Source organism: Candidatus Binatia bacterium (assembly GCA_026415395.1).
Taxonomy (GTDB): Bacteria; Desulfobacterota; Binatia; order HRBIN30; family HRBIN30; genus HRBIN30.
Map to the genome: position 1 here is coordinate 120,550 of JAOAHD010000010.1, position 14,145 is coordinate 134,694.

At 62.9% G+C, this 14,145-nt stretch carries 11 protein-coding genes; 7 read left to right on the top strand and 4 right to left on the bottom strand.

Annotated elements, in window-relative coordinates:
- Positions 1 to 35: 35 nt before the first annotated feature.
- Both N3C12_10795 and N3C12_10800 read left to right on the top strand, forming a co-directional pair.
- Positions 36 to 1,691, top strand: a complete 1,656-nt coding sequence (locus N3C12_10795; GenBank protein ID MCX8072925.1) for an isovaleryl-CoA dehydrogenase — start codon at positions 36 to 38, stop codon at positions 1,689 to 1,691.
- A gap of 7 nt (positions 1,692 to 1,698) precedes the next feature.
- The gene (locus N3C12_10800) at positions 1,699 to 2,550 is read left to right on the top strand and encodes a peptidylprolyl isomerase (GenBank protein ID MCX8072926.1); all 852 of its coding nucleotides are present in this window, start codon (positions 1,699 to 1,701) and stop codon (positions 2,548 to 2,550) included.
- Positions 2,551 to 2,608: 58 nt separating this feature from the next.
- On the opposite strand, the gene N3C12_10805 is transcribed toward N3C12_10800, so the two are convergent.
- On the bottom strand, positions 2,609 to 4,033 hold the full coding sequence (locus N3C12_10805; GenBank protein MCX8072927.1) for a hypothetical protein: 1,425 nt from the start codon (positions 4,031 to 4,033) through the stop codon (positions 2,609 to 2,611).
- Between N3C12_10805 and N3C12_10810 the strand changes: the two genes are divergently transcribed.
- Both N3C12_10810 and N3C12_10815 read left to right on the top strand, forming a co-directional pair.
- A complete protein-coding gene (locus N3C12_10810) occupies positions 4,032 to 5,072 on the top strand; it encodes a HupE/UreJ family protein (protein MCX8072928.1) in 1,041 nt (346 codons plus the stop codon). The genes N3C12_10805 and N3C12_10810 overlap by 2 nt on opposite strands.
- Positions 5,073 to 5,121: 49 nt before the next feature.
- Positions 5,122 to 7,272: a DUF3604 domain-containing protein gene (locus N3C12_10815; protein ID MCX8072929.1), complete on the top strand. Its 2,151-nt coding sequence runs from the start codon at positions 5,122 to 5,124 to the stop codon at positions 7,270 to 7,272.
- 93 nt (positions 7,273 to 7,365) lie between these two features.
- On the opposite strand, the gene N3C12_10820 is transcribed toward N3C12_10815, so the two are convergent.
- Positions 7,366 to 8,220 (bottom strand): MaoC/PaaZ C-terminal domain-containing protein, encoded by an 855-nt coding sequence (locus N3C12_10820; GenBank protein MCX8072930.1) that lies wholly within the window; start codon positions 8,218 to 8,220, stop codon positions 7,366 to 7,368.
- A gap of 104 nt (positions 8,221 to 8,324) precedes the next feature.
- Here N3C12_10820 and N3C12_10825 point away from each other — a divergent pair, with 104 nt between their 5' ends.
- The 3 genes from N3C12_10825 to N3C12_10835 all read left to right on the top strand — a co-directional run bounded on the left by N3C12_10825 (position 8,325) and on the right by N3C12_10835 (position 11,731).
- Positions 8,325 to 9,512, top strand: a complete 1,188-nt coding sequence (locus N3C12_10825; protein MCX8072931.1) for a primase C-terminal domain-containing protein — start codon at positions 8,325 to 8,327, stop codon at positions 9,510 to 9,512.
- Positions 9,513 to 9,639: 127 nt separating this feature from the next.
- A complete protein-coding gene (locus N3C12_10830) occupies positions 9,640 to 11,040 on the top strand; it encodes a TIGR01777 family oxidoreductase (protein MCX8072932.1) in 1,401 nt (466 codons plus the stop codon).
- 76 nt (positions 11,041 to 11,116) lie between these two features.
- Entirely contained in the window at positions 11,117 to 11,731 is a 615-nt protein-coding gene (locus tag N3C12_10835; GenBank protein ID MCX8072933.1) for a YbhB/YbcL family Raf kinase inhibitor-like protein, read from the top strand.
- Here N3C12_10835 and N3C12_10840 read toward each other — a convergent pair.
- Positions 11,728 to 13,065 carry a DUF2029 domain-containing protein gene (locus N3C12_10840; GenBank protein ID MCX8072934.1) on the bottom strand — a complete coding sequence of 446 codons (1,338 nt, stop codon included), beginning with the start codon at positions 13,063 to 13,065 and terminating at the stop codon, positions 11,728 to 11,730. The two genes, N3C12_10835 and N3C12_10840, sit on opposite strands and share 4 nt — an antisense overlap.
- 20 nt (positions 13,066 to 13,085) lie before the next feature.
- Positions 13,086 to 13,985: an ROK family protein gene (locus tag N3C12_10845; GenBank protein ID MCX8072935.1), complete on the bottom strand. Its 900-nt coding sequence runs from the start codon at positions 13,983 to 13,985 to the stop codon at positions 13,086 to 13,088.
- Between the last annotated feature and the right edge of the window lie 160 nt (positions 13,986 to 14,145).

Sequence of the window (14,145 nt, forward strand, 5' to 3'; positions counted from 1 at the left end):
GCTGAGAGTACTTTGACACAGAGAGGAGCAATGGCATGGAAAACTTCATCATCCCAAGCCACAAGACCCACGATGTGCTCAATCAGCCACCACCGTTCGAAGGGCACGACTTATTCGCCACCGACGGAGTCTTGCGGGAGGCACTGGTTCGCGAAGGGGCTAGTTGGGCCGAGGACAGTGTTGCCGAACTTGCTCGCACGCTCACCGGCGAGCCGCTCCGCTGGGCGGTGCTCGCGAACACCTATCCTCCGGTGCTGCGCAACTTCGATCGTTACGGGCACCGTATCGACGAGGTCGAGTACCACCCGGCGTACCATAACTTGATGGAACTTGCCGTCGCTCACGAACTTCATGCCCTCCCTTGGAGGGCTCGGCGCAGCGGCGCCCACGTTGCCCGCGCAGCCAAGTTCTTCTTGCAGTCGCAGGTAGAAGCTGGTCATGGCTGCCCGATCTCGATGACGTATTCGATCGTTCCTGCATTGCGACACCAGCCGGAACTTGCCGCGGAGTGGGAACCCAAGATTGTTTCGCGCGAATACGACCCGCGCTCGCTGCCTGCCCGCAACAAGCGCGGGGTGATTTGCGGAATGGCGATGACCGAGAAACAAGGCGGATCCGACGTACGCGCGAACACGACCCGAGCAGAACCGGTCGACTCCGGCGGCCCCGGCGCTGCCTACTGGATCACCGGGCACAAATGGTTTTGCTCCGCACCGATGAGCGATGCGTTCCTCATGCTCGCTTACACCGAGAAAGGGCTCTCCTGTTTCTTCGTCCCACGGTGGCGACCGGATGGGGTGCGCAACACCATTCTCATGCAGCGCCTCAAGGACAAACTCGGCAATCGATCTAATGCCTCGAGCGAGATCGAACTCGACCGCGCCTGGGGGCGCATGGTGGGAGAAGAGGGCCGCGGCGTGCGCACGATTATCGAGATGGTCAATCACACCCGCTTGGACTGCGTGATCGGCTCGGCGGCCGCAATGCGCCAAGCACTCGTGCAGGCCATTCACCACTGCCGCCACCGCTCGGCCTTTGGCAAGCGCCTGACGGAGCAACCGCTCATGCAAAACGTGCTCGCGGATCTCGCGTTGGAGAGCGAAGCGGCCACGCTCACAATGATGCGTCTCGCACGGGCCTATGACGAGGCTGACCGCAATCCCGCGCAAAAGCATTTTGCCCGCATCGCCACTGCAGTGGCGAAGTACTGGGTGTGCAAGCGTACGCCGATGATGGTTGCCGAGGCACTCGAGTGCCTCGGCGGGGCAGGCTACGTCGAGGAGGCGATCATGCCCCGCCTCTACCGCGAAGCACCCCTGAACGGCATTTGGGAAGGCTCGGGAAACGTGATCTGCCTCGACGTGCTGCGTGCCCTGAGCAAGGAGCCGGAAACGCTGCCCGCCTTCCTCGAGGAACTTTACTCGGCTCGCGGCGAACCAATTTTCGATCGTACCCTTGAGCGGCTCCAAGGGGAACTCGGGGACCACGACGGCATCCAGTACCGCGCTCGCCGGTTAGTGGAGCAGATGGCGCTGTTGTTACAGGCATCACTGCTCCTCCGTCACAGCCCGCCCACAGTTGCGCTGGCGTTTTGTCGGGCCCGCTTGCAAGGTGACAGCGGCCGCGCCTTTGGTACCTTACCGCAGGACGTCCAGGCCGAGGCAATCATCGAGCGAGCCTTGCCGACCTGATCGAACCATGCGGCGCGTTGTCAGTTCCTTTGTTCGCGAACCCACAGTGTGGTTTTTCCTCGTTGCTGGTGCGGGCCTCGCCCTGTGGCAGGCGGCGGCTCCGCAGCCCACTGCGCTTGTCATACGGACCGAGGACGTTGCTGCTTTGGAGCGATCGTTTACCGAACAGTGGGGTAGACCGCCGAGGGAGGGGGAGCGCCAAGCGCTGATCGAGGACTTCATCCGCGAGGAACTGCTTTGGCGAGAAGGCCGCCGGCTCGGTTTGGATCGCGGTGATCCGATCGTTCGCCGGCGGGTGGTGCAAAAAATGACGTTTATCCTCGAAGCGGCCGCGAGCGGGCGGCCGCCAGCGGAAGAAGACTTGCGCGCCTTTTTCGAGACGCATGCAGACCGCTACCGCTCGCCTGAACGAGTATCGTTCTTGCACGTTTTCTGGCCACGCCCGACACCTGCGGCTGACCACGACTCGGTTTCGAACGGCTCGCTGAACGGGCAATTGCAGAATTTGCTGCGGCGCCTTCAATCCGGGGAGGCACCGGAGCAAGTTTCGGCGCCGTTTTTACGTGGCCTGCGCTGGCGCGAGCGGCCGGTGGATGAAGTGGAACGCACCTTCGGCCCTGAGTTCCTCGCAGCGCTGCGCTCTCTCGCCCCCGGAACGTGGAGCACACCGGTTTCCTCTCTCCTCGGCTGGCATCTCGTCCGCGTCGACCAATGGATTCCTCCCGCTCTGCCTCCGTTCGAGGCTGTGCGGCACCGCGTCGAGCAAGACTGGATTGAGCACCAGCGAGCGCGTGCGCGGGAGGAGGGGTTACGAAAACTTCGCCAACAATACGCGGTGCGCATCGAGACCGGCCGCTAACGATCCCAGCGAACACCCCGGTGGCTCGCGGTAGACTCCTGAGCGGAACCCGCCCGAGTCAGAAGCCGTACGTCATCAAGACGACAATCCCGCCCTTCGTCGTTTCCTTGTACCGCACCTGCGTTTCGCCCGCAGGCGGCGGCCGATCCGGAGAAAACCCATCGCCGAGCACGCGGGTATTCGGATCAGCAAAGTAACCAACGCCAACTTGAAGCTGGTCTCTCGGTACTAAGGCATTGAGCCGCCAGCCCACCATCATGCCTGCGCCGACTGCGTCCACAAAGTCATCACCGAACTGCACCCCGAAAAACGGCCCGACCGCCAGCCTCGATCCCTCGCTCACCGCTTCCTGCCCGGGCGCCCCGTTGCTTTCCGCACCACCGCCGAGCTCGGCCGACGAGCGCTGCTCACCAGCCCGTGGTGCTTTGAGACTGCCGGAGAGAGGGAACAGGTAGTGCACTTCAGCCATCGCCCGCGGGACATTGGCCGAAGTGCGATCCACACGGACAACGCTCGTCCCGGTTTTCGGATCTTCGACAATGCGCGCTGTCTCGACGCGGTCCTTGCCCCCGATGTCCACATTGAAGGCAATGCCAAGCCCAGCGCCCCAACGGCGCGCTGCCCGCCGTCCCACTTTGGCCACTGCCCGCCCGCTCGACAACCGGGCGGCACGGTCGAGGTCTTCCGCGGCCTGGGTAAGCGCTTCGGCAGTGCGCACCAAGCGATCGAGCGAGTCTGCTAATGCAGCTCGCCGCCGCGCCAATGATTCCTCGAGCTGTCCTGCCCTGGTTTCTGTGAGTTGCGCCCGAGTGAGCTCTACGCGCACCTGCACCGCTTGCGTTTTCAGCAACGCCTCGCGCGCCGCCAAGGCAGCTTCGCGCAAGCGGGCGGCGTGCTCGGCAACGCGTTCCGACAGTCCGACCGTCCCCTCTCCCAATCCCGGCAAGGCACGTTGCAACCCCGCAGGAGTCTCCAAAAGCCCATCCATTGCTTCCAGTGCCTTACGCGTCAGCGCTCGGGCTTCGTCGACCACTGCGTTCCGCTCGCGGCGCGCTAGGTCCGCTCCGCGCCGCGCTGCCAAGTACTCCCGCCCACCGCGTGCACGGAGACCCTGAGCGGTGCGCTCCAACCAAACGGTGCGCCGCTCCGCACGCACCGCGTCGGCAATTTTTTGCGCGGCGCGCTCCGCCAGGCGGGCAGCGCGCTCCGCCGCCAAAGCTTGGCGCTGGGCGGCCAGCAGTTGTTCCGCGATCGGTACCACCGGCTGCGCAAATGCGTGGGGCGCCGCCAAAAAACCTGCGACCACACTGATCGCAAACAGCAGAGCGACCGACCGCTTGCGTCTACCCGACACCCACCACACCAAAAGCCAACTCCCGAACCGCGCCTCTTTTGGCATGCCCCCAAGCGCAAAGTCAAATGCAGCCTGCCCTCTTCTACCCAGTTGCATCACCCGCAGTTTGCGACCAGAGAGAAACATCATGCGCTGGTTCTGCCGGTTGGCTCTGCACGTCGGGCCGCTCAGCCGCCTCCTCCGACTGTTTCAGCGTGCCGCCGGCCTAGGCTTTACCTTGGCGATTGTTGGCCTCCTCCGAATGTCGCCAGCGGAAGCGCATCCGCTCGAGCCGACAATCGTCGAGCTCCGGCAGCTCGACCCGCGCAACTGGGAGGCAGCATCGTGGAAATTTTCTGGAGCGGCGCCAGCGGCGCTCGCGCTTCAACTCCCCGCGAATTGTACGCCCGGAGAAATCCGGATTGCCCCATCGGCATCGTTCGTGTGCGACTCCGACGCCCTCGCAAACCAAACCATTGGGGTTACAGGCGACGGGAGCCTCGAGAGGGATGTTTGGCTGCGCATCCGCTTTCTCGACGGGATTGAAGTGGCGGGGAGTGCGGACCCGGAGACGGGCCACTTTCTTGTGATCCGGCCTGATCTGTTGCCGCTCGTCTCGGTGTTGCGCACCTACTTTGCCCGCGGCGTTGAACACGTCGTAACCGGAGCGGATCACCTCCTGTTCCTCCTTGGGCTGGTGTGGCTGTGCTCTGGCCTACGCCAACTAGTCGCCACGGTCACCATGTTCACGCTCGGACACACGGTTGCCCTCGTGCTTGCGGCTGGGCAGTGGTGGCACCTACAACAAAGCGCCGTCGAGGTCCTGATTGGTGGAAGCATTGTGCTGGTTGCCCGCGAACTCTGGCGCCACCGACTTGCGTCCTCCGCCAGTGCCGCTTGGTATTTCGGCTTCCCTTTCGGGCTGCTGCACGGAGCGGGTTTTGCAAGCGCGCTCGAAGATCTCGGCGTCAAGCTGCTGCCCGCAATTGCCGCGTTCAACATCGGGGTCGAGTGCGGGCAGCTCCTGTGGGTCGCGTCACTCACCGTCGTCGTCTTACTAATCCGGCAGCGCCCACGGATGCACGTGTTCGCTGCAAGGAGCACTGCCGCCGCCGTAGGTCTTGCGGGCGCGTGGATTACGTTGGAACGAGTGCTCTTTCTGCTGAGCCCACCGGTAGATTGGCCTTGATTTGTTTCGCACTTCGAGAGTAGGCGAAGGCAAACGGTGGAGGAGAGCGATGCAGGCTTCGTTTGCGCGGTGGTTGGTCGCGGCACAACTTCTGAGCGCTGGGTTTGCCGTTGCGACGGCGACTCGCAGCGAGGCGCGTTGCGTCGGCGACTGTGACAACTCAGGCGTCATTACAGTCAACGAAGTCGTGCGCATGGTCAACGTTGCTCTCGGCCATCAGCCGACGAGCGCCTGCCCCGCCGGGGACCGCGATGGGGATGGCTCGATCACGGTGGATGAAATCGTGGCCGCAGTCGACGCGTTGCTGACCGGCTGCCCCTCCGCCGAGACACCCACGCCGCCGGCACCCACCCCCACCCCGTCGGCTCCCGTTCCCCAGTGCAGCGGTTACACGGAGGAACGGCAGGTGTTTTTCGGGGATTTACACGTCCACACGGCCAACTCTTTCGACGCCTATACGTGGGACGTGCGCACCTCTCCTGCCGATGCCTATCGATTTGCCCGCGGAACACCGATCGCGCTTCCACCGTTGGATGCGAATGGTCAGGGCACGCGCCTGGCACGCATCGACCGGCCGTTGGACTTTGCTGCCGTGACGGACCACTCCGAGTTCCTCGGCGAGGTCTCCTTGTGCTCCACTCCAGGATCGCCAGCGTACGAAACGCTGACCTGTCAGAACTTTCGCCGCGGCTTCGCTGAGTCGCAGTTGGACTTCGGGGCACGTCTCTCCGTACGGCGGCCGCAGCGGGCAGCCGACGTTTGTGGCACGGACTTGCAGCGTTGCATCCAAACAGCCGGCGATGTTTGGGAGCGAATCCGTGGTGCTGCCGCGCAGGCGTACGAGCCTTGTCGCTTCACGACCTTCATCGCCTACGAATACACCAACGCCCTTGCGGGCAGCACGTTGCACCGCAACGTGGTGTTCGCCAACGATCGGGTGCCACCGCCTGTCAGTGTGTTCGAGCAAAGCACCCCACAAGGGCTCTGGCGCGAACTCGAGCGGGTATGCAAGCAGCAGATCCCAGGGTGCGATGTCATTGCCATCCCCCATAACTCCAACGAAAGCACCGGGCGCATGTTTACCGTCGAGTATCCGGGGACTTCGTCTTTCGACCAACAGCGCGAACAGGCAGCGTTGCGCGCCCGCATGGAGCCGTTGGTGGAAATCTTCCAGCACAAGGGCTCGAGCGAGTGCTTTGCCGGTTTGCCGAGTGTGCTCGGCGTGCCGGACGAAGCTTGTAATTTCGAACCAAGACGGCGCGACAACAATTTAGAAGACTGCGGCGAAGGCGTGGGGCAGCTCGGCGCCACCGGGCGCGGCTGCATTTCGAAGCGCGACTACGTGCGCAACGTGCTGGGAATGGGCCTGCAAGAGTTCTTGCGTCTCGGTGTGAACCCGTTTGCCTTTGGCTTCATCGGTAGCACGGACACTCACAATGGAACGCCGGGTCGAGTGGCCGAGTACGAATTTCAGGGACATCGCGGTTCCGCCGAAGCAACGCCTTCCGGTTTGATGGGCTTCGATGAACTCGGGGATACTCCCATCCTGTTCAACCCGGGCGGACTGGCGGCGGTGTGGGCCGAAGAAAACACACGCGAAGCCATTTTCGCGGCGTTGAAGCGGAAGGAAACATTTGCCACAAGCGGCTCTCGGATCGTGGTTCGCCTGTTCGCGGGTTGGAGTCTACCAGACAACTGGTGCGATCGTGCCGACCGCATCGCAGTCGGGTACGCACAGGGGGTGCCCATGGGCGGTGATTTGCGCGCGCTACCTGCACCCGCGGGCCCGCCCAAACTCGCGATTGCCGCGGAGTACGACCCAGGCACTCCCGAGCATCCTGGCACGCTCCTGCAGCGCATCCAGGTGATCAAAGGATGGATTGCGAACGGCGCACCGCAGTTGCGAATTTACGACGTTGCCGGGAGTGCAGATACGGGCGCGACCGTGGACTTGCGCACCTGCGCCACATCCGGACCAGGTTTCCAAAGCTTGTGCAGCGTATGGACCGACCCGGATTTCGATCCCGCGAGTCCGGCGTTTTACTACGTGCGCGTTCTCGAGAATCCTTCTTGCCGCTGGCACGTTTACGCGTGCAATCAGTTGCCGCCTGACCAGCGTCCGCCCGCGTGTACCGACCCCTCGGTGCCGCAAACGATTCAAGAGCGGGCGTGGACATCACCCATTTGGTACCTTCCTTAACCGAGCGCGGCTGATGTCACCCGGGCGGCACTATCCTTCGCGTAGGCGATGTGGGGTCGGCCAAGTTGAAGCCGGCCCCACGATCCGTTCGGGTTAGCGCAATTGGATAGCAGAATTGCTGATTACGGGTGTGTCGCGTTCTTTGGTTTTTGCGGCAATGACGATTTTGCCATCCTCTTTCCACATCGAGGTGACGATGGTCTCCCCCGGGTACACCACACCCGAGAAGCGAGCCGCGTACGATGCCACTTTATCCACCGCACCATCGAGCAGCGTATCCACCACCGCCTTACATACGATTCCAAACGAGCAGAGCCCGTGTAGGATGGGCTTCTCAAAGCCGGCAAGCTTGGCGAACTCCGGGTCGCAGTGGAGCGGGTTTTTATCCCCGGAGAGCCGATAGAGCAGCGCCTGGTGGGGCATCGTGGGCGACTCGGTCACAGCGTCGGGCTGACGGCTTGGCATCTCGTGCTGAGCTTTGGGCCCAGGGTCGCCACCAAAGCCGCCCTCGCCGCGGGCAAAAATCGTAAACCGGTTGGTGAACAGCGGCGCCCCGCCCTTTTCTTTCGTGTTCACTTCCAACACAATGAGCGCTGCCTTGCCCTTGTCGTAAATGCCGGCCACGCGGGCCGTGTTTTCGATTTCGGCCGATACTGGCAGCGGCCGATGGAGCACAATCTCCTGTTCGCCGTGGAGCACCATTGCGAGATTGATGCTGATGCCGGGGATGTTGTTCATCCCGCCGAGCGCGCCAAACACCGGAATCACCGCAAAGCTGGGCAGAACCTTGAGATAGCGCTCGTAAGTGTATTCGAGCTCCTTCGCGTCTGTGGGTTTGTTCATCCCAGCCCCGATCCCCAAGTGGTAAAGGATCACTTGGTCTGGATTCCACGCGCCCGTCGTGGCGGGGAGCTGCGCCCCCATTGCTTTTTGCACGTCAATCGGCATGGCTTCTCCTCCTTTCTGATTCTCGGCAGAGTGTTGCCACCGAGGCAGATGCTCTGGCGTTGCCACGCTGCCCTTGTTTGCGCAAGGGTAGGTGCGCCAGGAAGATGACCGATGCCAACCGACAACGCGAACCCGACGCTCGCCAGCCACAGTCGTGGAGGCGCCGCTACCGCTTTGTGGACTGTGCGGCCGCAAAGGCCCCGGGTTTCCGGAATCACCTGTTGCCTGTGGAGCAAGTGGGGGAATTCGTGTCTCGGTTTGGACCGGACGAATGCTTCGCCACAATCTTCTTCTTTTCAGAAGAAGCCCTGCTCTACCTCGCCGAGCACCGCGTCGACGGTCATCCCTCCATCGCCGGCTTCGATGGCAAGGTATGGGCCTCGTTTCTCCCAATCGATGTCGACGCCGAAGCTTCCTTGGCCGGGCTCGGCGAGGCCCTTCGGCTGACACAGCACACCTACGCCTTCCTCCGGAAGTCATGGCAAATTCCGGACACAGCGATGCATGTCTACTTCAGCGGCCACAAGGGCTTCCACCTGCTGGTAGACACCCGCGTGTTCGGCCGCGTTGCGCCGGCCACGGATCTGCACCGAGTCTTCTCGCTGTTCCGCCTCCGCCTTTGGCAAGCGTTGCGCGCTCCCGCGACCGCAGCCCGCTTCGATCTCGCGATCGGCGACAAAGTGCGTTTGCTGCGGCTTGCCAACACGCGCCACAATCGAAGTGAACTCTACAAGATTCCTCTTTCTCCTGAAGAGCTGTTCACACTTTCACCACCGGACATTGTGCAGCTGGCTCGCGCACCACGTGCTCTCAGCCGAACACAATGCCAGGGGCTGCTTCCGCTCGAGCCGGTGCACTCGGTTGTATCGGCGCAACAGGTGTTCGCACAGGCCCGGCGCATGGTGCGCCGCGGCCGCGTGCACCCCTATCGCTTTCCGGCACCCCCCGCGGATGTCGAAACAGCCTTGTGCCCAGCACGGCAACTCATGCTCGAGCAGGACATCCCCGAAGGCTTTCGGAACAATGTAGCTATTCGGCTTGCTTCTGCCTTGCGGCGCGCGGGCTACAGCGAGCTTCATACCAGGAACATCCTGCGCGCTTGGAATCAGCGACTCACCCGCCCGCTAAAAGAGCGCGAACTGCAAAGCGTGATTCGCTCGGCGTACGCCCGCCCGTTCCCCTACGCCTACGGCTGTCACGACGAAGTGATGCGCCGTTTCTGTCCGTTCCGCGATCACCTGTTGGCGTGCGACCTCTACCGGCAGCAGCACCCGCAACGGCACGCGGAATAACCCACGGGTCCTCGGGCAGACTGAGGGTTGCTCGCCTCGAATCGCAAGCTCGCAGGCTGCTCACGCCCAAAGCCTGCGGGTTTGCGGGGCTTGTCGCCACGCTCAGCACGATCCATGATGGGGCCTCATGCCCGAGTTCAGATACGAGTCGACGATCCCGGTTGACGCCTCCATTGCCTATGCATGGCACGCGCGCCCCGGTGCCTTCGAACGCCTCACCCCACCTTGGATTCGTGTGGACGTGGAGCGACGCAGCGGAACCCTTGAACAAGGCGACGTCTTCCTAGTGTTCCACGCGGGTCCACTTCGGCTGCGCTGGCATGCTCGTCATCTCGACGGCAAGCCCGGAGTGGAGTTTCGCGATCGCATGCTTAGCGGTCCGTTTGCCGCGTGGGATCACATGCATCGCTTCGTATCCTTAGGGAAAGAGCAGTTTCGAATGGAGGACGAGGTGCACTATCGGATCCTGCGGCGCCCGGAGTTTCTCGATCCGTTGCTCGACGCTGCCGTGGTGCGCAGCGAGCTCAAGCGAACTTTTGCCTACCGCCACCGGGTACTCGCTCATGACTTGAGCTGGCACCGCGAGCTTTCCGCGAAACCGCTGCGGTTCCTTGTAACCGGCGCCAGTGGCCTAATCGGCTCCACGCTCTGCCCATTTCTCAGCGCTGGCGGACACACGGTCATCACCGCGGTGCGCGGGCGGCCACGCTCGGAATCGCAGGTCCGCTGGAATCCATCCACCGGAGAGATTGCCCCGCCATCGAGCGGCTCCGTCGATGTGGTCGTGCACCTTGCCGGTGCCAACGTCGGCGAAGGTCGGTGGACGCCGGAGCGCAAGACGGAGATCCGTAATAGTCGAGTCGCGGCCACCGCCAAGTTGGCGGAGCAACTGGCACGGTGGAAAAAGCGTCCGCAGGTGCTCATTGCTGCCTCCGCCATTGGGTTTTATGGGAACCGTGGCGACGCCTGGATGGAAGAAACCAGCTCTCCCGGAGAGGGGTTCCTCGCCTCCGTTTGCCAAGAATGGGAGGCTGCCGTTCAACCAGCCGAACAAGCGGGCATTCGGGTGGTACGCTTGCGGATTGGCGTGGTTCTGAGTCCACGCGGCGGCGCGCTCAAACGACTCCTCTGGCCCTTTTGGCTCGGGTTCGGCGGCCCGACCGGAAGCGGCGATCAGTTCATGAGTTGGATCACGCCCGACGACCTCGCGGCGGCGATTCTGTTTTGCGCCCACAACCAAGAGTTAGAAGGACCGGTAAACGCAGTGGCCCCGAACCCAGTTACCAACCGAGCGTTTGCTGGTGCACTCGGCCGCGCCCTTCGCCGCCCAGCGCTCGTCCCCTTCCCCGCTGCGGCCGTACGCCTCGTATTCGGTGAAATGGGTGAGGAGCTCATTCTCTCCAGCACCCGCGTCCGCCCCGCCCGGCTACTCCAGGCGGGGTTTCGCTTCCGTTACGACACGATCGATCAAGCCCTGAGTCACGTTCTCGGCGCTCGAAATGCAGGGAGAGTTTCCAACGGCAAGTAACGTTCTTCGCCCAATCTCCAGCCGAGCGAGGTCATGGCAAAGCTCTTTTCCAAAGCAATCGAGAGGTGTATGTTCGATGCCGGTCGAGAGAGCGGTGCTGAATGTGAAGTGCGCCGATCGGCAATCACTCGGGCGGAAACGGCGGCATGTTCCGGCGGTGCCTTTTCTGCTCGCTTTGGTTGCAGCTTTGGCATTCAAGGGAGGACAGGCCATGGCACTCAAAATCGAGTCGCCAGCATTTTCGCACAATGGCGCGATTCCCGCGAAGTACACTTGCGACGGCGACGACATATCGCCGCCGCTGCGCTGGTCTGACGTACCTCAAGGGGCGAAGAGTCTGGTGCTGATCGTCGACGACCCCGATGCTCCCGACCCGGCGGCGCCACGCATGACGTGGGTTCACTGGGTACTTTACAACTTGCCTCCCGACGCAACCGCCTTGCCCGAGGGAGTCAGTCGGCAACAGCTTCCGCCTGGCACCAAAGAGGGGCTCAACGATTGGAAGCGCACGGGCTACGGGGGGCCCTGCCCGCCTATCGGACGCCATCGTTACTTTTTCAAGCTGTACGCTCTCGACACAACGCTTCCCGACCTCGGTCCGGCTACAAAAGCGCAGGTCGAGCAAGCAATAAAAGGCCACGTACTCGAGCACGCCGAGCTCGTGGGTACGTACCAAAAAGCTCGGCGCTAGCCGCGAGCTGCGCCGCCGGGCCTTGTCTGCGCCGCCGATTGCGGCGCCTCCCCGCTTGGCGGCACGAGGTACGGATAGGCGCAGATCAACGCAGCGAGCAACGCGAGTCCGACCAACGTAGGTACGCAGGCCATCTCCAGGCGTGCTGCCAGGTTGCGCCCCAGAATTCCGGGTGACAACAAATTCGTCACTGCGCTCGCGATCAGGCCGGTTGCGGCTGCGCGACCGAGCACGCTCGAAGGTGCGGCGTTCCACCAAGCCGCGAACAACAGCATGTTCGGCAACAAGGAAACAGCGAGATACGCCTTCCACGTCACCGGCGAGAACAGCGCCGTGCCAACAAACACCAAGCTCCACTCGCACAACGATTGCCAACTTGTGGGTGCTGTACGGCAGGCTCGCCACCACAACGCGCCAGCAAACACGAGGAGCGTGCCTGCTACCGCCACTGGCACCCAAGGAGAGCCAGAGGAAGGGATGTCGTGGGCGCCCGGGGTCACCAATGGAACCATGCCGTGGCCGAGCCAGCGGTCCCACATCGCCCACACCGATTGATTCAACCGGCCAACGCCCCATCCAGATTCCACCCGCTCCCGCCAACCAGCGAAGTAATCCCAGAACCGTGACCAACCCCAGATTAGCATCGGGCTAAGCGAGAGCGCCACGAACGTGCCTGCGGTACTGAAGAACACCTTCCAACGCCGTCGCCACGCGAAGTATCCGAGAAACGTCAGCGGGAGGAGTTTGATGGCGGCCGCCAAACCGATGAGGGAGCCGCCCCACAGCCATCGGCCCTCGGCCTGCATCTTGAGCCCACTCAACACGAGGGCGAACAAGAGGATGTTGATTTGCACGTGGTCGAAGTTGCTACTCACGTACCGTTCGCTCAGCAACAATGGCACCAGCACCCACGGGCTGCTGATCGAGAGCCCCCATGGGTCGCGCCAGGTCATGCGCCTCCCGTAAACGAGCTCCGCGCTCATCGCCGCCACCCACCAAAGTGCGGTAAAGTTCAACACGAACCACACACAGCGAGCCAGGTACGCGGTTGGCCGGGCAAGCACAGCCAGCGGCACACAAAGTACGCTGAAAAACGGCGGCCAGGTGTTGTTCACTCCAGTCGAGCGGTAGGGATCTTGTCCGGCGAGCACGAGCTCGCCGGCGCGAAGGTAACCCGCGAAATCGCCCTCGTGGTGGATACGCACGATAAAGACGGCGAGCACATAGACAACGATGGCGCGGCGAACCCACACCTGAGCCGCAGCGGACTCCGCCACTTTGGCGCACCAGCGGCGAACTATGGACGGAGGTTCCTCACCATGTTGCCGGGTCACGAGCGCCTGCTCCCTGCTGTTCATCCGCCGCGCTCGCGTTCCGCAGCCAGTAGCGCTGCGCCAATCACACCCGCCGAGTCACCCAGTTCGTGCCGGAGAATGGGCGTGGCGAAGTCCCGCCCGAAAACGTGGCGCGCCACCGCCTCGCGGCCCAGAGTGTAAAGCTCCTCGATGTTCGACACGCCGCCACCCAGCACAATGCAACTTGGGTCTAAGATATTGATGACATTAGCGAGAGCTCGGCCAAAATTCTCGAAGAACCTTGCCAACACGCGCCGCGCCGCAGCCTCTCCGCTGCGCGCCGCTCTCACCACGTCGGGCAGTGGAGCCCGAACGCCTCGTTCCTTTAGCGCCTCGGCTTCCACGGCCGGCCCCGAGAGCAAGGTTTCCACGCAGCCGCGCTGCCCGCAGTAACATTCTGGCCCGTGCAGGGCGATGCGATGGTGGCCCCACTCACCAGCAAGGCGCTGCGCTCCCGACCAAATCTGCCCACGCCACACGATCCCCCCACCCACGCCGGTGCCCAAAATCACGCCAAAAACGAACTCGTAGCCACGCCCCGCACCGCACAGGGCTTCGGCCCAAGCAAACAAATTCGCATCGTTTTCCAGCAGGACCGTGGTTCCGAGCGCACGCTGCAAGTCTTCCAACAGGGGCTGGTCGTTCAAACACGTCGTGTTGCAATTCTTCATCCGGCCATCGCTCACCGACACGGCACCCGGAGTGCCGATGCCGACGAACGGCGGGATACGTCCGGCAACCTCGCAGCAGGCGCGAAACATCTCAGCAACCCGGGCAACGATGGCGGAGTAGCCAGCATCGCGGTTGGTGGGAAGCCGCTCGCGGAAACGCACACGCCGCTGCTCGTCGAGCACCGCTCCCTCGATCTTGGTACCGCCCAAATCGATCCCGATGAACATCGATGCCTACACCTGGCGGGCGCGCAACACTAGACACCACACACGCCCGCCATGCACCACCGCCGCCTCTTCTAAGCACGACGATTGCTCAAAACCAATCCCTTCCTCCCCCATTGTGGCGGCGAAGCATTTGCACCAACCGCACACAAGCAGAGCTGCA

Excerpts from the sequence above, each read along its gene's own strand:
- N3C12_10800 (MCX8072926.1), top strand. The coding sequence starts at position 1,699 with ATGCGGCGCGTTGTCAGTTCCTTTGTTCGCGAACCCACAGTGTGGTTT.
- N3C12_10810 (MCX8072928.1), top strand. The coding sequence starts at position 4,032 with ATGCGCTGGTTCTGCCGGTTGGCTCTGCACGTCGGGCCGCTCAGCCGC.
- N3C12_10845 (MCX8072935.1), bottom strand. The coding sequence starts at position 13,985 with ATGTTCATCGGGATCGATTTGGGCGGTACCAAGATCGAGGGAGCGGTG.
- N3C12_10815 (MCX8072929.1), top strand. The coding sequence starts at position 5,122 with ATGCAGGCTTCGTTTGCGCGGTGGTTGGTCGCGGCACAACTTCTGAGC.
- N3C12_10820 (MCX8072930.1), bottom strand. The coding sequence starts at position 8,220 with ATGCCGATTGACGTGCAAAAAGCAATGGGGGCGCAGCTCCCCGCCACG.
- N3C12_10830 (MCX8072932.1), top strand. The coding sequence starts at position 9,640 with ATGCCCGAGTTCAGATACGAGTCGACGATCCCGGTTGACGCCTCCATT.
- N3C12_10825 (MCX8072931.1), top strand. The coding sequence starts at position 8,325 with ATGACCGATGCCAACCGACAACGCGAACCCGACGCTCGCCAGCCACAG.
- N3C12_10805 (MCX8072927.1), bottom strand. The coding sequence starts at position 4,033 with ATGATGTTTCTCTCTGGTCGCAAACTGCGGGTGATGCAACTGGGTAGA.
- N3C12_10835 (MCX8072933.1), top strand. The coding sequence starts at position 11,117 with ATGCCGGTCGAGAGAGCGGTGCTGAATGTGAAGTGCGCCGATCGGCAA.
- N3C12_10795 (MCX8072925.1), top strand. The coding sequence starts at position 36 with ATGGAAAACTTCATCATCCCAAGCCACAAGACCCACGATGTGCTCAAT.